Raw genomic sequence first — 22,983 nt, forward strand, 5'->3', positions numbered from 1 at the left:
ATTGTGCCCTGTCAGAGTTACTGCAACAGTGCCCCTGGGATCATTCCCGGCAGTCTCTTGACCTTCATCTGGGTTTGCAACAGATCCCTCCTTCTAGGCATCCCACCGATGCATCAACACCGATCACATGCGCCCCCGCCTCGGCCAGTGCTTTCGCCAACACACCTGTCCCACAGGCTACATCGAGCACGCGACCGCCCGGAGGGACATTGACACGAGTGAGAAATTGGCCTGCCAGATGTTCGCTCCAACGCGCCATGAAAGTCTCGTATACGTCGGGATCAGCCCAATTGTATCGAAGCTGCGGGGTTTCCATGGCTTGCCATCCTCCCTCGAGCGAGAATGGAACATAACACGGTCTTGGGGGGCAGCGCGTATCGCGAGCCCTTCCCGGCGGCCTGAATGGTTCGATCAGCGCCCACTGAGCTTCCGAGAGCCGGAACATTGGACGGTGCGGGACCGGGTTCAAGCAGCCTGCCATGGAAGCCAGCCATGGCCGAAGGGCAGCTTCTGGCACGCCTGAGACGTAAGCGCTTGGTCCTCTTCAGCGGTTATGAGCCGACGTTCGTTGGGCGGTCCGAAGGTGAAAGGTTGACCCAGAAGAGACGTCCAACGTGGCTGCCTTCGGTGGGTTCGCGTCTGAACTCGTCAAGCCGACGATCGTCTCCTCGACTGTTCGCGTCCTTGGTGGGGAGCGCAGGCCGGGCAGACGTCCCTGGTCTGCGTTCGTAGCGGTCGCTTGGCGTGGACCGGCGTGCCGGGCTAGTGAGACCCTGCCTGGACCCGCGTCAGCGGCGTACCATCCACCGCGGTGGCCTGTGCGCCCTCCAGCTTCCTGATGTCGTCAAGTGACAGCTTCGGTCGGTCCACCTTGATCGTCAGCTTCTCCAGTCTGGCGGTCAGCGGGAACGGCGGCGTGTAATCGGCATCGTTCACGCCGGTGAGCGTATCCGAGCCGATGTCGAAGGCCTCGTCCCATTGCAGGATCATCGGCAGCGTCTGCGGCAGCGTAATCGTCTGCACCGCTTTGCCGTCCACCTTGAGCGTGCCGGTGCCGGAGCGACCGACCCCGCTCATGTTGTTGAACGCAAGGGTGCCGGCGCCCAAGCCGTCGTACTTGAAGTCGAACTCCACGGTATGTTTGCCCGGCGCAAGGACGTCCGGCCCCTCCCACTTGACCCGCTTCAGGTCGACCAGGTTCCATAGGAACACCGGCTTGCCCTTGAGCAGATAGAAGCCGTAGCCGGCAAAGCGCCCGCCCGAGGTCAGGATCATCCCATCGGCGCCTGCTGACGGCACCTCAATGTCGGCCGTGATCGTATAGGAGGTGTTCAGTAGCAACGGCGAGTCGCCCTGCGGCAGCCCGGTCATCGGCCGGGTGTAGACGAACTCTGTCCGTCCCGCCGTGATGTTCGGGCGCGGCGCGGCGATGCGGGCGGCCACCGAGGCATCCATCGGGAACACCTGGTACTTCTTCGCCTCAGCGACGAACACCTGCTTCAGCTCCTCGACCTTCTGCGGATTCTTGTCTGCCAGATCGGTGGTCTGGGTGAAGTCCGTGCCCAAGTCAAACAACTGGAGTACCTGGTTGTTGAGCGGATCGGGATTGGCTGGGCCGAACGCCTCCCAGGGCGCCCGGTTGACCTTGGTGCTCAGGAACCAACCGTCATGGTACAGCGCCCACTGCCCCATCATCTCGAAGTACTGCGTCGTGTGCCGCGACGGCACCTTGGCGTTCGCCGCATCGAAGGTGTAGGCGAAGCTCGTGCCCTCGATCGGCGCCTGCCTGATGCCGTCGACAACGTCCGGCGCGTTGATGCCGGCAGCCTCGAGGATCGTCGGCACGACGTCGATCACGTGCACGAACTGGTCGCGCAGGGCCCCCTTGTCCTTGATGCGGGCCGGCCACGAGACGGCCATGTTCTGGTTGATGCCGCCGAGCTGCGAGGCGTTCTGCTTGAACCAGGAGAACGGCGTGTCGAAGGTCCAGGACCAGCCGGCCGACATATGGTTGTAGGTCTGCTCGGTACCCCAGACGTCGTAGAACTTCATCTGGACGTCGACAGGCAACTCGTTCAGGCCGTTGAAGAACGCCACCTCGTTGGGCGTGCCCTTCGGTCCACCCTCGGCGCTGGTGCCGTTGTCGCCGTTGATGTAGATGATCAGCGTGTTGTCGCGCTGCCCGATGTCGTCGAAGGCTTGGATCACACGTCCGATCTCATGGTCGCTGTAGGCCGCGTAGGCGGCGAACACCTCGACCTGACGGATGTACAGCTTCTTCTCGTCGGCCGAGAGCGCATCCCAGTCCTTCAGCACATCCTTGGGCCACGGCGGCAGCTTGGCGTCCTGGGGGATCACGCCGAGCCGCTTCTGGTTCTCGAAGATGCGGTCGCGCACCTTGTTCCAGCCTTCGTCGAACAGCTTCATCTGGCTGATCTTGTCGACCCATTCCTTGGTGGGATGGTGCGGCGCGTGGGTGGCGCCGGGCGCGTACTTGATGAAGATCGGCTTGTCCGGCTGGATCTGGTGCATCCGGTTCACGTAGTCGATGGCATCGTCGGCCATGGCCGTGACCAGGTTCCAGCTCCCCGCCGGCTTGCCCTCGAAGGGATAGATCTGCGTGGTGTTGCGGAAGAGGTTCGGCTGCCACTGGTTGGCATCGCCGCCGACAAAGCCATAGAAGTACTCGAAGCCCATCCCGGTCGGCCACTGGTCGAACGGTCCGGCCTGGCTGGCTGCGAAGGCGGGCGTGTTGTGGTCCTTGCCGAACCAGGAGGTAGCATAGCCATTGTCTTGCAGGATCCGGCCGATCGTGGCCTTGTCCTTGGCGATGATGCTGTTGTAGCCGGGAAAGCCCGTGGACTGCTCGGAGATGACGCCGAACCCCGCCGAATGGTGGTTGCGCCCGGTGATGAGCGCGGCGCGCGTCGGTGAGCACAGGGCGGTGGAGAACACGCGGTTGTAGCGCAGGCCCTCATTGGCGATGCGATCCAGCGATGGTGTCGGGATCACCCCGCCAAACGTGCTGGGCACGCCGAAGCCGGCATCGTCGGTGATGATCAAGAGGACATTGGGCGCACTCTTCGGCGGCACGATGCGTGGTGCCCACCACGGCGTGGACTGCAAGGCGTCATCCCTGATCACGCCGCCGAACTGGGGGTCCGGGGCCGGAAGCTGCCGCCCGTCGATGGTGGTCGTCGTGTCCGGCGCGCCGGGCGTGCCGGTCGTCTGCTGGGCCTGGGCCATTGGGATTGCCAGGAGGCTGGCCGTGGCGAGGGCAGCGGCGAACGATGGGGCTTTCTTCATGGCCGCGATCCTCCTGTGAAAGGGGAGTTGGTCAAGCTTCTGGCGAGCAAGGCAAGGGAGATCATTCGCGGTTCAGGGGCGAACGACCTCTCAGGTGCGCAACGAACAGCAGTTCGCGGGAGTATGCTTGATAGGATGAGACATCGGCTTGACAGAATTGGACAGGCTCCAGACCCTCATCCCAAAGAGTTGCAGGTCTGATGGCTCTGGCATGATCGCTTCGATGCAAGCGTGTTCAATTCAGTGGGAAGGGCGGCTTCTGGCACTCCCGAGACCTAAGCGTGAAGGCAGCAAGCCTCATCGAACCGGACATTCCGAAAGCGCAGGGAATCTCGGTTCCTGACCCATTTCGGACTTTCGAGTGATCGGGAGGGAAGGTCCCGTGGGGCGGACTTCGTCGCACCTCCGCTACGGCCCGACCGGAAAGATGGTCTTCCAGTCGCGCTTCATGTCGACCACAGTCCACCGATCCACCGTCGCGGCATCAAGTGCCTTATCGAGCTTTCCCACATGCGACTGGCGGTCGTAAGCATATTCACGCTCCGCGTCGGTGTGATGCACCACGACGCCAAGCCTGCGCTTGCCTGCCTCGGTCGTCCATTGCAGCATCTCGAGGTCGCCGTCCGAGTTTCCGAAGGCAGCGATCGGCCGGCGACCAATCTCCTGGTTGATGCCGACGGGCTTGCCGGGGCCGTCGTCAACGAAGTCGACCTGGGGCATTCGGAACAGGATGGGTTTGCCGTCGCGGCGCTCAAATTTCGTGACGATGCGCGAGCCGATGACCTGCTCGGGCGGGATGCCGTAACGCTCCTCGGCAAAGGCCCGGATGAACTCGGCTCCGCCCCCGGACGTGATGTAGGTCTTGAACCCGTTGACGCGCAAATAGGCTAGGACTTCGAGCATGGGCTGGTACACGAGCTCGTCATAGCGACGGCCGAAGCGAGGATGCTTAGCGATCGCGAGCCACTCCTTGACGCCTTGCCGGAACTCGTCCGGCGTCATGCCGGCATGCGTCGCGGCAACGATCGCGACAGCTCCTTTCTCACCAGCCGCGGCGAGCGCTGCCATGTCGCCTTCGAGCACGGCCTTGAAGGGCTGCGTGTCCTTCCATTCCGGATGCTGCGGCGCCAGCGCCTTGACGCGGTCGAGCGCGTAGGCGAACTGCACGTAGATCGGCTGCTCGATCCACAGCGTGCCGTCATTGTCGAAGGTAGCGATCCGCTCCGATAGCGGAACGAAGTCGGGGGAGCCTTCGCGGGTCACGTCCGTGACGAAGGCGACGATCGCCTGTTTCGCCGGGCCGTCGTTCCACGAGGGCAGTGGGTCGGTCTGGGCGACGGCGACCGAAATCCAGGTCGTGAACAGGGCGATGGTGCCAAGCCAGGACAGGCGAATGCGCATGTGTGCCTCCCTTTGGGGTCTCCGGTCGATGAGATTGCGCCAGCACGGCGTCAAAAGTCGTCGGAGCCGTCCTTGCATCGGTAGCCGATGAAGCATTGGGGATTGTTGGAGCTCGGGACCCATGCCGGCTCGGGGAACTGGTCGATCGTGCATTCGGCGCCGCTCCTGACGAAGCGGGCGTAGGTCGAGGGTCCGGTGTCGAGGACAACGGCGCCTTCTCGCAGAACGAGTTGGCGGTTGGCTGAGCATGTTCGCTGCGACGTCGGCGGCCCGACCTGTGCTGTCGCTGCTGTTGCAATTGCAGTGAGGGCAAGAGCTGACAATAACTTTCTCATCACTGCTTCCTCCTCTTCCCAAAAGCGTGCGCCGTGGAGCATGTTGAGGATCCGCGGCCCGCGGGCAACTGCGACCGGCTACCCGCGGGCCTCACGATCCGTTACGCACCTATTTCGCTATTGCCGCCCGCGCTGCCTCAATTTGCCCCTTCACGGCTTCAAGGTTGAAGCTCGCACCCTTTTGCATCGGCGGGAACTCGATCGCCGTCATGGCCAGCTTCTCCACTTGCTGCTGAACGAACACGAAGCGCCAGAATTCGTACTTGAACCAGTCAAAGTATTGTTGCGCTCCCTCCCTGGTCCCGGAATTGGGCCAGCCGGTGCGCTCGAAAGGATCGAGGCGCAGGTTGGTCAGGAACGGCACATCGACCGTGGTCTTGCCGCCCAGCCAACCACCCGGCTGGTCGATGAAGCGATACTTGTAGTCGCCGAACCGCACGGCGCCCAACGTGCTTTCGCCGAAGTAGAAGATCTCCTGGCGGTTGGACGGACCCTTGCCGGTGATCAGGTTGGTTTGGTCATAGCCGTCCAGATGCACCTTGTAGGTCCGGTCGCCGATCTTCTTGCCCTGCTTCAGCTCGGCGGTGATGTTCGGGTTTCCGGCAGCCGCCAGGAGCGTCGGGAACCAGTCGAGCCCGGAGATGAGACCGTTCTCGACCTTGCCGGCCGGCACCTTGCCAGGCCAGCGGATCATGGCCGGTGCGCGGAAACCACCTTCCATTACCGTGCCCTTGCTCTGGGCGAAGGGGGTCTGTCCGCCGTCAGGCCAGGTAAACACCTCGGTGCCGTTGTCAGTGGTAAAGATGACGATGGTGTTGTCGTCCACACCCACATCACGAAGCTTGTTCATCACGAGACCGACATCATCGTCGAGCTGCGCCATGCCGGCTTCATGGATGGACCAGCCGTTCTGGGAGTTGCGCATCGCCTGATATTTCGGCGACAGGTGCGTGACGATGTGCATCCGTGTCGGATTGAGCCACAGGAAGAATGGCTTGTTGTCGGCCCTCGCCTTGTCGATGAATTTGAGCGCATTGTCGCGGATTTCGTCGTCCACGGTTTCCATGCGCTTCGGGCACAATTCCCCCGCGTCCTCGATTCTTTGCTTGCCGACCTTGCCCCACCGCGGATCCACGGTGGAATCATCGACATTCGTTGCCCAGGAGTGGAGCATGTTGCGCGGACCGACCTGCGCCCTGAGCTCCTGCGGGTAGTTCGGATGGCAGGGATCCTCCATCGCATCGAGGTGATAGAGATAGCCATAGAACTCGTCGAATCCGTGCGCCGTGGGCAGAAACTCGTTCTTGTCGCCCAGGTGGTTCTTGCCGAACTGCCCGGTGGCGTAGCCTAGATCCTTCAGTGCAGTGGCAATCGTCACCGCCTCCGCTGGCAGTCCGATGGACGCGCCGGCTTGTCCGACCGTGGTCATGCCGGTGCGGATCGGCAGCTCTCCGGTGATGAAATTGGCGCGACCAGCAGTGCAGCTTGCCTCGGCATAGTAGTCGGTGAACAGCATGCCCTCTGCGGCAATCTTGTCGAGATTGGGCGTCCGCCCCGCCATCATGCCGCGGTGGTACGCACCGATGTTCCAGATGCCGATGTCATCGCCCATGATCACGACGATGTTCGGCCGGGCGGGCGCCTGCGCAGCGGCGGGCGCCAGGGCGGCGGCGGAGACGAGCGCGGTGGCGCCCAGCAGCGCGGTCCGCGACGCATGGCACGCGTCGACAAAGGCCCCCTTGAGCCAGGATCGGCCACTCGCGGGAGCGGCCTGGGCATCTTCCGCAGGAACTGATTGGTGCATGACTTGTCCTCCCTGGTTCAGGTCTCCGAAGATCCCCGCCTGACGCACCGGAAGCCGACATGGCTCGTCGAGGTATCGACGGGTTGCGGGTGACGCGCCGCCGGGCGGTAGCGGCGGCAATAGTTGGGCGCGCACAGATGCGAGCCGCCCTTGATGACCCTGCGCGGGATGCGGATCCGCGGCTGGCAGGGATCGTAGCTTTGGTCCTCTCGGCCACCGCGCGGGTTCTCGGGGATGCAGCAGGCCTTCACGGCGTCGGCGGGATGCTGCGGCGCGTAGAAGTCGCTCGTCCACTCCCAGACATTGCCGATCATGTCGTAGAGGCCGTAGCCGTTGGGTGGAAAAGCGGTGACCGGCGAGGTGCGCTCGAAGCCGTCCTGCGCGAGGTTCTGGAACGGAAACGCGCCCTGCCAGGTGTTGGCCATTGGCCGTCCGTCCGGCATGAATTCGTCGCCCCAGGCGAACTCGGCGCCGTCGAGCCCGCCGCGGGCGGCGAATTCCCACTCGGCCTCGGTCGGCAGGTCCTTGCCGGCCCAACGGGCATAGGCGAGCGCGTCGGCATAGGTCACGTGCACCACGGGATGGTTGTCGAGGCCGTTGATGGTGCTCCTCGGACCATAGGGATGGCGCCAGTCGGCCCCTTTCAGCAGGGTCCACCACTGGCCCCAGTTGCGCAGGTCGACCGGGTGATCCGGCGGCACAAAGACCAGCGAGCCGGCGTACAGCAGGTGCGGCAGGGCGCCGGGATAGTCCTGCGGGTCAGGGCGCCTCTCAGCGACGGTGGCATGCCCGGTGGCACGGACGAACTCGCGGAACTGGCGGTTGGTGACCGGCGTGCGGTCGATCCAGAAGCCGTCGACGGCGACGCGGTGGACCGGGGCTTCCTCGGGGTAGTGCCGATCCGAGCCCATGCGGAACGTGCCGCCCGCGATCCGGAGCATGTCGTCAGACGAATGGTCCTTTGGAGCATGGCCTCGATGATGCCGGAGTTCGACTTGCACCATGGGGGCTCCTGATCCTGGCCTTCCAGCAGTGTCGTCCCGTCGCGGCCAAAGGTCCATTGGGGTTTACCCTGGAACCGAGGGCGGCAAACCCTGACACATCTCCCATCGGCGTTGCCGATCTGGGTCGACGTCAATGGCTCAGGGTTTGGCCTGTGTTGTCGGACCGCGGGGCTTCCGTCGCGACATCACCGGTCCCGTTGCGTTGCCCTTGCGGCCGTAGTCAGCCTTCTCGTCGGGCAGGGGCATACTCTCATCGGTTGGGAGGTGTCTGTGCTAGCGCTCCAGTGCGCTGCGGGCCTCCCCCAGGGCCCGTTCGCAGGAGGTCGCGTCGCCTGCCTGATCCGCATCGATTGCCTGGGCGAGTGACGCAAGAACCTGTCCGTATCCCGAACCTTCGCCGAGGCTTTGCTCGGCCTGGGCGACGGAGCCCGGGGTCGGCTGACGATGCGCCGTCGCCGCGGTGCTTTCGCGGGCCGTCCGCCCGGTGCCGGCGGTGGTGTCGATCCGGGCATCGACCGCGGCCTGAAGCTGATCGATCTCGGCCGCGCAGGGTCCGGCGCGGGCGGAGGTTGGCGCAAGGGCCGCCACGGCCATCAACAGGAGAAATGGAGGGGACACTATGAGTGCCGTTACCACGATCTGCCATAGACGTGATTTGATCATGCAACAGGCTCCTCTCGGTTCAACTGCGGCAGTGTCGTTCTGAGTCTTTGGAGCAGGCTTGCCTGGCCGAGGCGACAAAGCGAAATCCGCATCGATTGCCGCCCGAAGCAGGGTAAATCCTCCAGCCCACCGGTGCCCAGGCTAGGCTCCGCGCAGGCTTCTGCTTGATCGATCCGGACAGCGGATGGACATCTTGGGACAACCGCACGGGGATCTGCGTCGGATTGCCCTGAATCTGCTGGGGCCAGCATCGAGCAGGATCGATCCCAGAGTGTAGTCAGGTTGTCGTGTCGCCTTCGGGACGCCGCCACGGGATGACCCGGCCGCTGCCGCAGAGGCTCATACACCACGCGGGCACCGCCTTGATGGCAGGTCAAGGGCGCCGACGGTCCCTGAGAACAGCGGTTCCCCGGCTCATCCGGGATCGTCACGGCAGGGATAGCTGCCGCTCAATCGATGCGAGCGTGACGGCGACATCTTCGGGCCCAACCCTGTGGAACCTTGCGATGTGTGTCGGAATTGGACCTCAGCGATGTCTCTTCCTGGCACATCTGCGAAGTAGGTCGAATACCCGCAAAAGCGCACGAGCAGACCTTTCTGAGACAGCGGCAATTTCCCTAGATCCATCCGGAGGGGAACTGGAGCTACGTTACTGATACTGAGCTGCTGGTGCATGGCCGGGATGTGCCTTTTGCCCATCAGGACCGGAACACGCTCCACCGGGTCGGAGAAGCGAAGCCCAATCCTCTGACGTTGATTATAGCCAAGCGCAAGGCAGGTTGAGCGGAGTGGCGCGGCCCGCCGAAAGTCGCTCCGTCTCGAACCTTTTCCCGCGCCATAGTTCGAGCCTTCGCTCGCCAATCTGCCCCACTTACTTGCGTGAGGTAAGTGGGGCAGATTGGGATTGGAACAAGGATTGCGCCTAAACAAACTGTAACGAAGCACGCAGCAAGAATGTGCCTCCACGACTACCCGTTGCCCCGTCTCAACAGAACGTCCTTGGCCTGGTTGACGCGAGCTGCGAGATAGGTCGAACCGCCTTGGTCCGGGTGCAGCTTCTTCATCAGATTGCGATGAGCCTGTCGGATTTCATCGGCGCCGGCTCCCGGTTGGAGACCAAGGATCCGGTAGGCTTCCTCCGCGGTCATCACGCCCGATGGAAACCAAGCGTCTGCCTGCGGCTGCTCCTCAGTCTGAGAATCCTCACGCCAATGGGGAAACCGGCGGTCGAGATAGGCCTCGAGAAGGCGGACACCCTCCGGGTCGCTGACATGACACTCTGCCAGCAGATCCCGCAGGCGAGCCTCATCCAGTGACGCGAGTTGCTGCCCGGCGGAGGTACCGGCGAGCACGGAGCCCTCCATCTCCCCGGTATCATGATCCAGTGTCATCTCAATCAGCTGCGAGCGAACGCGTGAGGTGCGTCCGGAGGCCCGCTGTGCACGCGCACCGAGATTGGGCAAGGTGAGGCGACTCCATCCGAGGAGCCAAGCACCGAAACTGCCGATCAGCAGGGCCATATCGATCCGCCCCCGCACCGCGAGCAAGCCCGCGAAGCCCAACGCTACAACCCCGCCGATAACCTTGAAAAGCTTCGCAAGGGTAGCCGGGTTCGCGTGCGCGAAGTTGCTCAGGAACCACCACAGGACTGCCACGCCAGCGATGCCGTACAGCAGCATCACGGTTTGCCTCCAGTGATTGCGGTGAGCAGGCCGCGGGCCTGCGGGCTGCCGGCGGTCAACCGGGTGAGCCCCTCGACACCACCAGCCGCATAGGCTGCTGCGGCGCGCAGGAGCTCGGACAGGGCTTGGGGGGCTCCTGCATCGAAATGGGCATAGGCTCCGCCGCTCAGGCGGGCGATCTCCCGAAAGGCGCGGGCCGCATCAGGGTCATGTCCCTCATGGAACATGAAGGCCTTGATCCCGAGGAGACCGAGTTCGCCGGCGACAGCACAGAGATCGTCGATCGGTTCCTCCATGGCATCACCAACGTAGACAAGCACCTTCAACGGGGTCTGGCTCGCCTCTGTCCGGACGTGACGGAACACCCGACCGATCTGGGTTTGGCCACCCCGGCAACCGATCTTGGTCATGAGATCGGTCAGCGCCCGCGGATCGGCGACCCAGCGGGACGCGCGGCACTCACCGAACCCTCGGAAGTAGACAAGTTGCACCGAGAGGCCACCGGCCTCGCTGGTTGCGGCAAACATCTCGCCCTGGACGCGGCAGGCGAGATCCCAGGTCGGCTGCCGGCTCATGGTGGCATCGAGGGCGAACACGAGCCGCGCCCGGGGCGCATTGCCCGCCAGTGGTCCAAGGCGTTTGGCCTCCATTAGGAAGGAGTCGATCATCGAAGCCGGACTGGTGCCAGCGGTAGGTGGTCGTGTGAGATCCTTCTTATCAGCCATTGCGTCTCCCTCTCCAGGAATGTGGGTCTTGAGGGAGTGCCTGTAAATCCGGAGGACATACACTTCGCTTGATATGTCTTACTTGCGCGACCTGCCAGGGTGGGATCAGCGCAAGATCTGTGTCTGATTGAGCGCTTAGGTAAAATGGATTGGGAATCTCTCAGGCGTGACTTGAAGCCTGATCCTCAATGTTAGGTGAGATCACATCGACGCGTCCCAGGTAAACCGTTGATCCTTCTGCCTATCCTTTCTGCGAAACCTGCTGAGCAGAGCCACGTGCTCCAGCCGATCCTCCGGGCAGCTGCATCCTTCCTGGCAACGTGACCACAGCGCTGTAGGGCTACTCAGGCACCTGAACCAAATCGTACTCGGTCGTTTGTTAGCTCAGCATGCCTGCTTGAGAGTGCACGTTCCTGCTACATACTCCGTTAGCGCGCAATCGGGAGCAGATCTTGCGCTGATCCCATATTTAAGAACAGAGCGCGCGAACGTGTGCGGCTCAACCGGAACCAGAATAGATTTCATGACCCCACCTCAGCGGCCTTTCAGGCAAGTCTGAGCACTCTGAGCATACCTGAAAAGATGACGTCCTGCCCGGATTATCCCTCTGCTGTGTTTGCCAGTTGCGCTACAATGCGTTTCGCTATCCGACCCCATAGAGGCGCCGATGAAAGCTTGGCTTTCCAGTTTTGATCCTGGGGTTCTCATTGGAGGACTAATGATAGTGACGGGCCTGGTTCTGTCCCTGGTATTTGGAGCCTGACCCGCTCGGGGTCCCAAGCGCCGAGCAAGCTGTGCTCCGCCTCTAAGTGACCATGTATCTGCCTAGGTACACCGGGACCTTGCCGGGTCGATGTCGAGCTGAGGGGATGCAGTGACTGATAGTCGATGCATCCCATGACGCGGCCTGCAACTGTGTGTTCGTAGAGATAGAGCGCCAGCTGATCGGATGACACACGGATCATAGGACTGGTTCAATGCAGCTCAACGAAACGGCGTGCGAGATCCTCGATCTCTTTCGTGAGACGCACCGCAAACCCGGTGCCCGCATGACAATGGCAACATTGGATGCGCACTTCGGGACAGATCCCGCTGTTGCGGTGGCCGTTTCCGAGTTAAAGCAGCTTGGATATGTGACCACGCCGGACGCTGGGACAGTCGAGCTAACGGATCAAGGCTTTGACGCAATCCATCGCGGAAGTTATCGCGCGGGGGCGGAATGAAGGCATCTTGAGCCCAGGCATTTCAAAGCAGCAGTCCGAGTCACGGGCGAGCGGCCGGTGACCGCCAGTCTGCCCTCAAAGGGCGACAACAGGCGCACGATAGCGCTGGTGGTGCCGGTCGCCTCCGGGACGATCTAAACCTTGATCTCGGTCAGAGCGCCGGCACTTTCCGCGGAGTGCAAGTCGTTCTGCCGCCGGGCGGGAGCGCCCAGGCGACATTATCTAACTGCCGCAAAGACTTGAAACCGCATATACTAGCCGCACAAGCGTCGGGTTGGGTCCCGCCACAAGGGGCCTGTGGGAACCACCGAATGGAGGTGGATCATGGCCTGGAGACGCACAGCGGCTGCCGCGGCCGCCATCGTGGTCGGCCTGGCCGTATTGAGCGTTGTCTTCAACACGGTGGTCGATTGGACGTGGTTTGCGGCCATCGGCTACCTCAACGTCTTTTGGATGGTATTCAGCACCAGAGCCCTGTTGTTCCTGGCGGCCTTCGCGGCAACCACGATCATCCTCTGGTGGAACGGCTGGCTCGCATCCCGACTTGCACAGTCAGAGACAGGGCGCTTCCTCGAACTGGCCGGAGCCACTGTGCGCCCGCCAACATCGGCCAGCGTGCCAGATATCGTGCGTAGACATCTCCCTCTTGTTATCGCGGGTGCGGCCATCATCCTCGGAGCGCTGCTGGCGATCGGCGAGATGGCCAACTGGGACGTTCTTTTGCGCTTTGTCTATCAGGTGCCTTACGGGCAGCGGGATCCAGTCTTTGGCAACGACATTGGCTTCTATCTCTTCTCACTCCCGGCCTATATTGCCCTCAAGAATTGGATGTTGGTGACGGTTAGCCTGAGTGCTCTCGGCGCCGGAGGCGTATATTGGCTGCATGGCCATATCGAACTCGACGGTCACGGCCGAGGGGTGTCCCAGACGGCAATCGGCCATGGCTCCGCTTTGCTCGGCATCCTCTTCGCCGTGAAAGCGTGGTCTTATGGGCTGGATCGCTATCTCCTGCTGTACGGTGACAATGGCGTGGTGGTGGGGGCAAGCTACACAGACGTGCACATTGAGCTGCCGGTCCTTTGGCTGCTGATTGGGCTTGCCGTCGTTGCCGCTATTGTGTCGTGGGCCAATCTGTGGGTCCGCAGCTACAAGTTTCCTCTCGCTGCGACGGCGCTCGTCTTCGGCAGTGCCTTCGTCCTGGCTGAGGGGTTTCCCTTTCTGTTCGAGCGCCTGTTCGTCAGACCCAACGAGTTGGAGTTGGAGAGGCCTTTCATCCAGCAGAACATCACGCTTACCCGACAGGCCTATAATCTTCATCAGATGACGGCCAAAGCCTTCCCGGTTGAGCAGAGCCTCACGTCCGCATCGCTCCAGGCCAATCAGGCGACCATCGACAATATCCGGTTGTGGGATGAGCAGCCGCTGATGGCCACTTACCGTCAACTGCAGGAAATCCGGACCTACTACAAGTTCGGGGACGTTGATGTCGATCGGTACTGGCTCAACGGGACCTACCGGCAGGTGATGTTGTCGGCCCGGGAGCTCGCGTCCACGCTCCTCCCGTCCAATGCTCAGACCTGGGTCAATCGCCACGTGCTGTTCACCCATGGCAACGGTGTGATCATGAGCCCGGTCACCCACAAAAGTGCCGAAGGGCTGCCGGTCTTCTATCTCGGCGACATTCCGCCTGTTGCGACCGGAGGGCCTCCGGTTCGCGAGCCCCGGATCTATTATGGCGAACTGACCGACACCTACGTTCTCGTCAAGGGAAGCACTCCGGAGTTCGATTACCCGAAGGGCAAAGACAATGTCTACGCGCCGTATGGGGGCATCGGGGGCGTCCCGGTGAGCGGGGTGGCCCGGAGGGCGCTGTTCGCCTGGTATTTCAATGATCCCAACATCCTGATCAGCAGCTATCTCACCGGCGAGAGCCGGATCATGTTCCGACGGACCATCAAAGCGCGCGTGGCGACGATTGCTCCCTTCCTCCGCCTCGACCGCAATCCCTACCTCGTGATCAGCGATGGGCGTCTTTTCTGGGTGCAGGATGCCTACACGACGAGCGACTACTTCCCATACGCTGTCGCTAATACCGGAAACGGGCTGAATTACATTCGCAATTCCGTCAAGGTCGTCGTCGACGCCTACAATGGCTCTGTCGATTTGTACCTGGCGGATCCCTCAGACCCGATTGCTGCAACCTACCAGCACATCTTCCCTGGCTTATTCAAAGCCTTCGCGGCCATGCCACAGGACCTGCAAAGGCATATTCGCTATCCTGAGGATCTCTTCCTCATCCAGGCGCACACATACGCGGCATACCACATGGAAGCTCCGGAGGTGTTTTATAATCGGGAGGATCTCTGGCAGTTTCCTCGCCAGCCCGTGGACGCCCGCCAGCCCGCGGACGGTAGCACTGCCATGATGACTCCCTATTACATGATCATGCGTCTGCCGGGCGAGCAACAGGCCGAAAACATCCTGATGCTGCCGATGGTGCCGAGCCAGCGAGAGAACATGATCGCATGGCTGGCCGCCCGGTGCGATCCGCCTCATTACGGCGAGGTGATCGTCTACGAGTTCCCCAAGGACAAGCTCGTATACGGGCCGTTCCAGATTGAGGCTCGCATCAACCAGAATACGGCGATCTCGCAGCAACTCTCCCTCTGGAACCAGCTGGGCTCGCGGGTCATTCGCGGGAACCTCCATGTGATTCCAATCGAGCACTCCATCTTGTACGTGTCGCCATTGTATCTGCGCGCGTCGACGGGACAGATCCCGGAGCTCAAGCGCGTGATCGCCATCTATGGTGACCAGGTCGTCATGGAGGAAACGCTCGCTCAGGCGCTGGCGGCTCTCTTTACGGAGCCTGTCCGAGCCCCCGAGCACAGAGGAGCGCTACCTCAAGGTTTGACCGCTGCCCCGGAGGCTGAGCGAGCCCGGGAGGCTCTCAGCCACTACCGCCAGGCGATGGAGCGGTTGAAGGCAGGAGACTGGCAGGGCTTTGGGGCGGAACTGGACCAACTGGGAAGGGTTCTTGAGCGCTCCAGTGAAGTCCCCGGCGACCGCTAGAGGGTCGATGCCGCCACGGCTGGCGGAGCAGCCCCTCACCCGCGGCGCATGAGGGTGGAAGGTGCTGACCAGCTCGAGTAGGCGCTTAGGTTCAACACACCCACACGTGTGTCGGCCAACACCCCGCGTGGTCAGGCGGGAGGATCAGAACTAGAACTGGCCAGACTATGCGGCGCAGCGACCTGACCGTTTGGCTGGTTACGTGCAAGCTGCGATGGGTTCTGTCACAAACCTTTTGTTTCAGAGTTTCAGCTACTGGGGTGGAGGTCTCAGTGGCGGAGGAATAGGTGTTCAAGGGCAGGCATTTTGATCGATCGGTGATCCTGCTCTGCATCCGGTGGTATCTGGCCTATAATCTCAGCCTGTGCAACCTCGAGGAGATGATGGCAGAGCGCGGCATCGCGGTCGACCACGCGACCGTTCATCGATGGGCTGTCCGATACTCGCCCGAACTTCTGAAGCGCTTCAATGCCCGCAAGCGAGCCGTCACTGCCAGGTGGCACATCGACGAGACATACATCAAGGTCAGAGGTCGCTGGATGTACCTTTACCGGGCGATCGACAGCAACGGCGACACGGTTGAATTCTGGTTCAGCGAACGACGGGACCTCATTGCTGCCAAGCGGTTTCTGCGCAAGGCTCTCAAGCGCCACGGCCGGCCCGAACGGATTGTCATCGACGGCAGCCAGACCAACCGGGAGGCGATCCTGTCGTGTGATGCCGAGAACCGGCTGCAGGACCGTTCAAGAGCAGCCTCAAGCCAATCAGGATCCGGCAGAGTCAATACCTCAATAACCGCATCGAGCAGGATCACCGCGCCGTCAAACGCCGTGTGCGATCGATGCTCGGCTTCAAGTCCGCTGACGGTGCCCGGGTGATCTTGGGTGGCATCGAGTTGGTTCATATGCTGCGTAAACAGCAGGTGAAATATGCCTGCAGTCGGCAGCCGTCACTGGCCGAGCAGTTTCACCTGCTCGCCGCATAAGGGCACTACGGTGCATCTGCGGCTTTCTCGCCCCTGCTCCGGATTTGCGACAGAACCAGACGAAGAACCCACAGACGAACGGCATCGTTGAGCGCTTTCACAATACGGTGCTGGACGAGTTCTATCGGGTCGCGTTCCGCAAGAAGATCTATGGATCGATCTCTGATCTCCAAGCCGATCTCGATGCCTGGGTCAGGAGTTATAATGAGGAGCGGTCACACCAGGGGCGGTGGTGCTTTGGTAAGACGCCAATGCAGACCCTCTTGGATGGCATGTCGCTGGCGAAGGAGAAAATGATTGCAGCCTGATCCAGTCGGACAGGCTCAACCCGATCACTCTCTGACGCCAACTGTCCGATCAAATACCGACTACTACAGATGATTGGACGTGTCCCAATGTCGGCCATGGTCGTTCTCCAGACCCAGTCAGAGCGCAACCCCCTTCTTTTTGAAGATTGTACCCGTGATCTACGGGAAATGGGATGAGGTGATGCGGGGCTAGATGTTTAGTCCCGGCATTTGGTGGAGCGGGTCGAGCCTGAAGCGTTGCGGCTCGCTTGTAAAGATCTTGCAGATGTACTCGTAGGGGGTGAGGCCGCGCAGGGTCTTAAGCCTTCGGGCGAAGTTGTAGGCGGCGAGGAAGTCGCCCAGGTGACCCCGCAGCTGGTCGTGGCTGTCGTAGTAGTAGCGCCTGACGGTCGCATCCTTGAGGGTCCGGTTCATGCGCTCAACCTGTCCGTTCGTCCAGGGATGGCGCGGCTTGGTCAGGCGGTGATCGATGTCGTTCTGCGCACAGGCGAGCTCGAACGAATGCGCCCGGAAGATCTCGCCTCTCTCCATAGCCTCTTTGATCAGAGGGGCGGCCGAACTGGTGTTGCCTGGTGTGGTGAAGTGAGTGCCGTTGTCGGTGAGAACCGTATGGATCTTGTAAGGAACGGCCGCGATTAGCGCCCGCAGGAAGTCCCCCGCCACACGCCTTGTGGCTTTCTCATGCAGCTGGGCAAAGGCGAACTTAGACGTGCGATCAATGGCCACAAACAGGTAGAGCCTCCCTTCTTCCGTGTGCACCTCGGCGATGTCGATGTGGAAGTAGCCGATCGGGTAGCTCTTGAACTTCTTCTTGGTGGGCTTGTCACCGGTCACCTCAGGCAAGCGGCTGATGCCATGCCGCTGCAGGCAGCGGTGCAAGGATGAGCGCGTCAGGTGCGGGATGGTAGCCTGGAGGGCGTAGAGGCAATCGTCCAATGGCAGCAGGGTGTGCTTGCGGAAGGCGACGACGATCGCCTCTTCCGTAACCGAGAGCACCGTGGAATGCGGTGCTCTCGGTCCCGTCGGGCGATCTGCGGTGGTGTCCCGTTTCTTCCATTTGGCCACCGTCTTCGGGTTGATGCCATGGCGCTCGGCCAGGGCTCTCAAGCTCGCTTGACTATTTTGTATTGCTCGACGGACTGCCTCTGTCGTTGTGGCGCTCCCATGGAGAACCTGGCCCATAGCGCATCCCTCCATTCCGGCGATAAGAATGCACCATCAAACCCTGGGATCAAACATCTAGAGGTCCCAGGAAATTCTTCAGCGGTCATGCGTCCCTGCCTGGTCGGAACAACAGCAAAAACTCTTTACTGGCAATTTTCAAAACGGGGGGTGGTGTGGGTCATCCCTGGGGGCTGTTTTGGCTCCTGGAGTCCCACACCCAAGCAAAAGAGAACCCCCCAGAATGGCGACTGAAGGGCTCAGGAGGTTCCAATGCGTACTCACACATGGGGCAACTCTGGGACATAGATGCTGTTCCAGCTTGACCTTAGATTTCCCGGCTTTCCTGCACATATCCCAGTCTCTTAGGCCTGTTCGCCCTGCCATTTAACGAACACGTCCTTGACGGGGCACAGCCTCTCAACTCATCTCATCATCAGGCCAACTGCGATTTCTCGCGCCAGAGACATTGTCGTTCCTGGGTGGCTGCTGGGGATGAGAGTCCCTCCAATGGGTCAGCCTATCAGTCATCCGCTTGATAGCGTCAGTGATCCTGTGAGTCATATCAGACAGGTTCATGGGAACCTCCCTAGGTCCCGCACATAAAGCTGTGCCCCATGACAACGCTGAATCCTGGGTGCCGTTCATGCTCAGGCGCGCGTTCCCCAGCCACCAATGGCATCTTGGATGTCGTGGGTAGATTCTCCGTGCGTTCCCGCACCGCCGATATGTCCGCTCAGTGTCATCCTCATTGAGTCGTTAGCGCCTCATCCTGACTAGAGTGATGGACAATGACCACGACAGGCAGAAGGCTTTCCAACGAGGCCGTACCCAATCTGGCAGACATTGACCCTGAGCCGTGCCCGCCTGTGGCTGAGTATTTGGCCGGAATCGTGATGGTGATGAATATCTGCGCGACCGTGCTGTCGCTCCTGGCCTGATAGCATTCTGACAGGGATTGGAACTGAACGTACCCTCTAGGGAGGCTAGCAATGAAACACATCAAGCTGACGTGTGCTGCTATCGTCCTCGTCACCGTAAGTTCTGAAGCAATAGCCCAAAGCCGTCCGCTAACCACTACGATGGCTTGTAATCAAGCCCAAACTCTTGTCGCTACCCAAGGCTCTGCTGTTCTCAACACAAGTGCCACAGCCTACGAACGATACGTGACATCCGGCGCATATTGTGGGCTGGGTGAATTGCCGGGACCTGCTTGGGTTCCAACGAAGGATGTTGCCCGGTGTGCGATTGGTTCCCGATGTGTTGCCGTCAGTCGTGGTAGATGAGTTGACCGAAGCGATACTCTACCTATCGCCTATGTCCGCCATAGGGACTCTCCAGATACCAATGACATCCTGGTTGTACTGGGAGCCTCTATATGTTGCCGCCCTACTGAGTTTCACAAAACGCCTGTGGATGTGACGCATTTCACAGAATAAGCAGTCGGATTGCGTCACCGTGCGCCCTGTCCAATGAGATAGTTGGGAGGGTGCTATGAAGAAGATGGATCATTTCCAGGAACGCGAACCGAGTGCGCGACTGTTCCCCCTATCAGTTGTCCTACTCTTGGTCGTTGTAGGCATCAACATCACAGCAACCGTCTTGTCGTTGCTCGCCGCGTACCAAAGCTGACAATGCCGTAGTTTCGGCAAGCATCCTACAAAGTCCTATAGGTGCCATTGCCCAACCTACAAAATCCAACTACAAAAGAGCCTGTCTGAGCCTCTCAGAAATCCTTATTTTACAAGGAAATCTAACGGACAAGCCGGAACCCCGCCGTCCACACCACTGGTGACCAGGGGCTTTTAGCCTTAGGCCGGCGCTGTCCCGTTCATGTGCTAAACCGGTAGAAAAAGGTTTCAGGGGCGGTGCAGCGACCATCATCGGAGCCGAACAGGTCAGTGGATACCGGTGAGGCGATCCAAGAACGGGGCGGACCTGCGGATGTACTGCCGGCCTCGTTTCCTTGTTCTTGTCTAAAGATTTGCCGCCATCACGGCATTGAACACGAAGGAAAACACAAAGGCATGGAAGGCCAGCCAGAGTGTGGCCTTGAGATCCGATTGCATGGCCGACACTGCCTTTTGCAGCAGATGAGGCCCCCAGAACTCAAGCCATCTGACCCTTCAAGCGTTCCTTCAGACAGGGATCGGAAGAGGGGTATCTCGGGCGTTGAACTCCTTCCGAGATAAGCTCCTGCCCATGGATGTACTGCCGGCCCCGTTTGCTATCGAACCCAGTTCCGCCGGCTAGAGGCTTCCGGCCTCAAAATCGACCACTGGCGGCGATCTGGTCTCAGGATGATAGAAACCTGCCGCAAGGGCTTCCTGCCCGCCCAGCCGCTGTTTCCCGCGACAATTGCCAACCACACGGCAGCCCGCTGACAGGGATCGCGCCGCCCCGTTTATTGATGGAATGGCTTCGGGCCATGCGATCACCGCACCCCGCCAACGGATGACGGCGCTTCGCTTCAGGCACGGCGCGGCATCGCGATGTGGTGGCACCCCACCATCATGGTGTCTGGAGCTATCATCATGGTGAGCGACCACGACCGCCGTCCGCCTTTCCGTCCCTTTCGTGGAGGCCACGCGCCCGGCCACCTGCGCGACGAATTTCTTGAGGCCCTGGAGGCTTATTACAAGAACCGGAACGACAGCAAGATCCGCGCGACGCTCGCCGCAACCTGCGCTCGGCTGTGGAACTGCACCGACATCCTGCCCGGATCCGACGCCGATCGGGTCGCCGATCTCATCGGTGGCGAGCGGCGGAGCTATTCCTACGCTGCTGCGGCCCGCAAGATCCGGAGCTATCTCGCGTAAGTCAGAGCCGAGGAGACTTGAGGAATGAAGCGACCGAGATACGGCTCTTGCACGGCTGCCGAGCGCTCCGAGGCTGGCTCTGGTCTCTCGGCCTTGCGGTACGCGGCCTGATGAGCGCGAGAGCTGGGCGAGGAGAGGCCGAAGCCGGAGACATTTCCGGCCTCTCTTCCTCACGAAAAAGCTCCCTCACCGGAGCGGAGGCCGGGAGGGAGCAAGGCTCTCAATACCCATAATCTAATCAACTTACGCTCCTGCGCCGGGAACTCCATCACCTCGGTTAAACTGAGTCGAAAACTGGGATTAGGTCGATGGCCGTCGGCCAGCCACTGGCCGACAAAAACTCCCCCGCCGACAGGGACCGACGAGGGAGCTTTTGCAGTCTGGAAGTCTGATGCCGTCGTTCGTGAATTGATCCTCGGAGGATTGGAACAAGGACCAATCGACACTGATAAGAATGCGCCCTCCGCAGGCCCGCAGCCTTTACCCACGTTAAACGTGGCGGGAGATTTGGGCCGGATCGTCTCACAAGCATTCGCGAGGATTCGCGCGCCAGAAGAGACCTCCTGCGGAGCGGTTTTTACTGAATAGTCGGCGCAGCGTTCCATAAGCCGCCGCGATCACTTCACGAACCCTTCAAAACGACACAGAATCCAGCTCCATAGGCAATTCTCGGAATTTCCGCTCTGTGCTCCAGTGCACACGTATCATCCTTACCGAGGTCCAGAGTAAACTGAGACATAACTGAGTGCATGACGCCCAAGTCGGTAGGTCAGAGATGAGTAGAGAGTAGCATGTTGGGAAACACGCTCTAACCCAGAGCGAGAACAAGGGGAATCCAATGCCAAATGATGTAATGACACCTGCGTCAAAGACCCCTGCAGGCAGGGCAGCGGCTACCCCACCAAAGGAAATTCTCAAAACAACGTCTATGTCGGCCGATACCGTGAAGGTCATTCCCGGGCATGGCATCGCTGGTCGTCATCCAAAGAGAGAACATCTTGATACCCTGTCCGGCCACAAAGATCCGGGTATGTTTGGCCGTATGTTCCCAAAGCTCCCACCGTTAGAGGTGAGTGATGCCAAGTTGCAGGCGCTTGCTGCCGCGATGCTGGATCCAGATCCGACTGATACCACTCGCGACAACCCTCATGTCCCTGCAGGCTTCACCTACCTGGGACAGTTCATCGACCATGACATCACTCTCGATCTGACTTCCCTTTCCGAGAAGGACAAGGATCCGCTCGGCATCGAGAATTTCCGGACCCCAAGCTTGGATCTTGATGCAGTTTATGGCCTTGGGCCGGACGGCAGCCCACATCTTTATGCCCGCAACCCTGAGAATACGAGCAAGCACGGCCCCAAACTGCTCATCGGCAAGAACATCAACGTCGATTTCGGCGGCGTCACTGGGAACTTCCGCAACGATCTTCCCCGCAGCCCTGAAGGCTTCGCCCTGATCGGCGACCATCGCAACGATGAAAACCTGCTCGTCGCTCAGACGCATCTTGCATTCCTGAAGTTCCACAACAAGGTTTGTGATCTGATCGCGGGATCTCCCACACCGCCAGCCGATATCTTTGCCGAGGCACGCCAAACAGTAACATGGCACTATCAGTGGATGGTGCTCCACGATTTTGTGGAACGTCTCACTGAACCCGGGATCGTCGCGAGGATCCTTAACGACGGGCGTAAGTTCTACCGTTTTAAGAAGACGCCCTATATGCCGGTCGAGTTTTCGGCTGCTGCCTACAGACTCGGCCACAGCATGGTTCGGCAGACCTACAGCCACAACCGGGTCTTTCATAATCCCCCTGCTGATTTCAGCCTGATTTTTGGGTTTAGTGGCCTCTCAGGCCAGATCATCGGTGATCTTGCTCCGAACCCGCCTACAGGCCCCCTGCCGGTTCCTGTGCTGCCGAGCAATTGGATCATTGATTGGCGCCGCTTCTACGATCTCGGCACCCCGGAAGGCACACCCGATTTCACCCTCAACCATGCACGGAAGCTAGATCCGTTCCTTGTCCCAGAGCTGCATTCCCTGCCTGGCGAGGGTGGCAATCTAGCGTTCCGGAACATGAAGCGCGGCGTCAATCTCGGATTGCCCTCAGGCCAAGACGTTGCCAAGGCAATGAGGATCAAGAACCCACTCACGACCCAAGAGATCGCGAGTGGTCCAGAGGGACAGGTGGCCAAAAAGCAAGGTCTCGATAAGGCAACCCCGCTTTGGTACTACATCCTGAAGGAAGCGCAGGTCCGCCATAACGGCGAGCGCTTAGGTCCTGTGGGCTCGATCCTCGTCTCTGAAGTGTTCGTGGGTCTGATCCACGGAGACACAAAATCATTCCTGTGGCAGGCAAAGAACTGGAAGCCGACGTTGCCGGCAGCAAAACCTGGTACGTTTCTGATGACCGACCTGCTTCGTCTGGTGGATGATATCAATCCGATTGGCTAGCGTTAGCAACCAAGAAAAGCGGGAAGTTCTCATTTACGCCCGC

General features: G+C 60.6%; 16 protein-coding genes and 1 pseudogene. 7 read left to right on the forward strand and 10 right to left on the reverse strand.

What is annotated here, in order from left to right:
- Positions 1-64: 64 nt before the first annotated feature.
- From JO965_RS49985 to JO965_RS46420, 9 genes are all read right to left on the reverse strand, one after another.
- Positions 65-481 (reverse strand): class I SAM-dependent methyltransferase, encoded by a 417-nt coding sequence (locus JO965_RS49985; RefSeq protein ID WP_371827063.1) that lies wholly within the window; start codon positions 479-481, stop codon positions 65-67.
- 281 nt (positions 482-762) lie between these two features.
- On the reverse strand, positions 763-3,246 hold the full coding sequence (locus JO965_RS46385; protein ID WP_246777375.1) for an arylsulfatase: 2,484 nt from the start codon (positions 3,244-3,246) through the stop codon (positions 763-765).
- Positions 3,247-3,714: 468 nt separating this feature from the next.
- Complete coding sequence (locus JO965_RS46390) at positions 3,715-4,707, reverse strand: HAD family phosphatase (protein WP_203448440.1); 993 nt, start codon at positions 4,705-4,707, stop codon at positions 3,715-3,717.
- Between the two features lie 50 nt (positions 4,708-4,757).
- Positions 4,758-5,042: a hypothetical protein gene (locus tag JO965_RS46395; protein WP_246777376.1), complete on the reverse strand. Its 285-nt coding sequence runs from the start codon at positions 5,040-5,042 to the stop codon at positions 4,758-4,760.
- Between the two features lie 109 nt (positions 5,043-5,151).
- Entirely contained in the window at positions 5,152-6,846 is a 1,695-nt protein-coding gene (locus tag JO965_RS46400) for an arylsulfatase (protein WP_203448442.1), read from the reverse strand.
- A 17-nt stretch (positions 6,847-6,863) separates the two neighbouring features.
- The gene (locus JO965_RS46405; protein ID WP_371827066.1) at positions 6,864-7,787 is read right to left on the reverse strand and encodes a formylglycine-generating enzyme family protein; all 924 of its coding nucleotides are present in this window, start codon (positions 7,785-7,787) and stop codon (positions 6,864-6,866) included.
- A gap of 336 nt (positions 7,788-8,123) precedes the next feature.
- Positions 8,124-8,513 (reverse strand): hypothetical protein, encoded by a 390-nt coding sequence (locus JO965_RS46410; protein ID WP_246777377.1) that lies wholly within the window; start codon positions 8,511-8,513, stop codon positions 8,124-8,126.
- Positions 8,514-9,481: 968 nt separating this feature from the next.
- Complete coding sequence (locus tag JO965_RS46415) at positions 9,482-10,195, reverse strand: DnaJ domain-containing protein (RefSeq protein ID WP_371826986.1); 714 nt, start codon at positions 10,193-10,195, stop codon at positions 9,482-9,484.
- On the reverse strand, positions 10,192-10,920 hold the full coding sequence (locus JO965_RS46420) for a VWA domain-containing protein (RefSeq protein ID WP_203448444.1): 729 nt from the start codon (positions 10,918-10,920) through the stop codon (positions 10,192-10,194). The genes JO965_RS46415 and JO965_RS46420 overlap by 4 nt, the downstream gene beginning before the upstream one ends.
- A gap of 977 nt (positions 10,921-11,897) precedes the next feature.
- On the opposite strand from JO965_RS46420, the gene JO965_RS46425 reads away from it, so the two are divergent.
- The 4 genes and pseudogenes from JO965_RS46425 to JO965_RS46440 all read left to right on the forward strand — a co-directional run.
- Complete coding sequence (locus JO965_RS46425) at positions 11,898-12,143, forward strand: hypothetical protein (protein WP_203448445.1); 246 nt, start codon at positions 11,898-11,900, stop codon at positions 12,141-12,143.
- Between the two features lie 324 nt (positions 12,144-12,467).
- A complete protein-coding gene (locus JO965_RS46430; protein ID WP_203448446.1) occupies positions 12,468-15,215 on the forward strand; it encodes a UPF0182 family protein in 2,748 nt (915 codons plus the stop codon).
- A gap of 287 nt (positions 15,216-15,502) precedes the next feature.
- A protein-coding gene (locus JO965_RS46435; RefSeq protein ID WP_203448447.1) for an IS6 family transposase occupies positions 15,503-16,200 on the forward strand; the annotation gives its coding sequence in 2 pieces (ribosomal slippage) (positions 15,503-15,965 and positions 15,965-16,200; 699 coding nt in all).
- A 41-nt stretch (positions 16,201-16,241) separates the two neighbouring features.
- Positions 16,242-16,508, forward strand: a pseudogene (locus tag JO965_RS46440) (integrase core domain-containing protein); the annotation flags it as partial.
- A gap of 189 nt (positions 16,509-16,697) precedes the next feature.
- On the opposite strand, the gene JO965_RS46445 reads toward JO965_RS46440, so the two are convergent.
- Positions 16,698-17,690: an IS481 family transposase gene (locus JO965_RS46445; RefSeq protein WP_203448448.1), complete on the reverse strand. Its 993-nt coding sequence runs from the start codon at positions 17,688-17,690 to the stop codon at positions 16,698-16,700.
- Between the two features lie 770 nt (positions 17,691-18,460).
- On the opposite strand from JO965_RS46445, the gene JO965_RS46450 reads away from it, so the two are divergent.
- The 3 genes from JO965_RS46450 to JO965_RS46460 all read left to right on the forward strand — a co-directional run bounded on the left by JO965_RS46450 (position 18,461) and on the right by JO965_RS46460 (position 22,940).
- The gene (locus tag JO965_RS46450; RefSeq protein WP_203448449.1) at positions 18,461-18,610 is read left to right on the forward strand and encodes a hypothetical protein; all 150 of its coding nucleotides are present in this window, start codon (positions 18,461-18,463) and stop codon (positions 18,608-18,610) included.
- Positions 18,611-20,203: 1,593 nt separating this feature from the next.
- Positions 20,204-20,488, forward strand: a complete 285-nt coding sequence (locus JO965_RS46455; protein WP_203447958.1) for a hypothetical protein — start codon at positions 20,204-20,206, stop codon at positions 20,486-20,488.
- A 928-nt stretch (positions 20,489-21,416) separates the two neighbouring features.
- Complete coding sequence (locus tag JO965_RS46460) at positions 21,417-22,940, forward strand: heme peroxidase family protein (protein WP_203447959.1); 1,524 nt, start codon at positions 21,417-21,419, stop codon at positions 22,938-22,940.
- The last annotated feature ends 43 nt before the right edge of the window (positions 22,941-22,983 follow it).

The organism is Microvirga sp. VF16 (assembly GCF_016864375.1).
Taxonomy (GTDB): Bacteria; Pseudomonadota; Alphaproteobacteria; order Rhizobiales; family Beijerinckiaceae; genus Microvirga.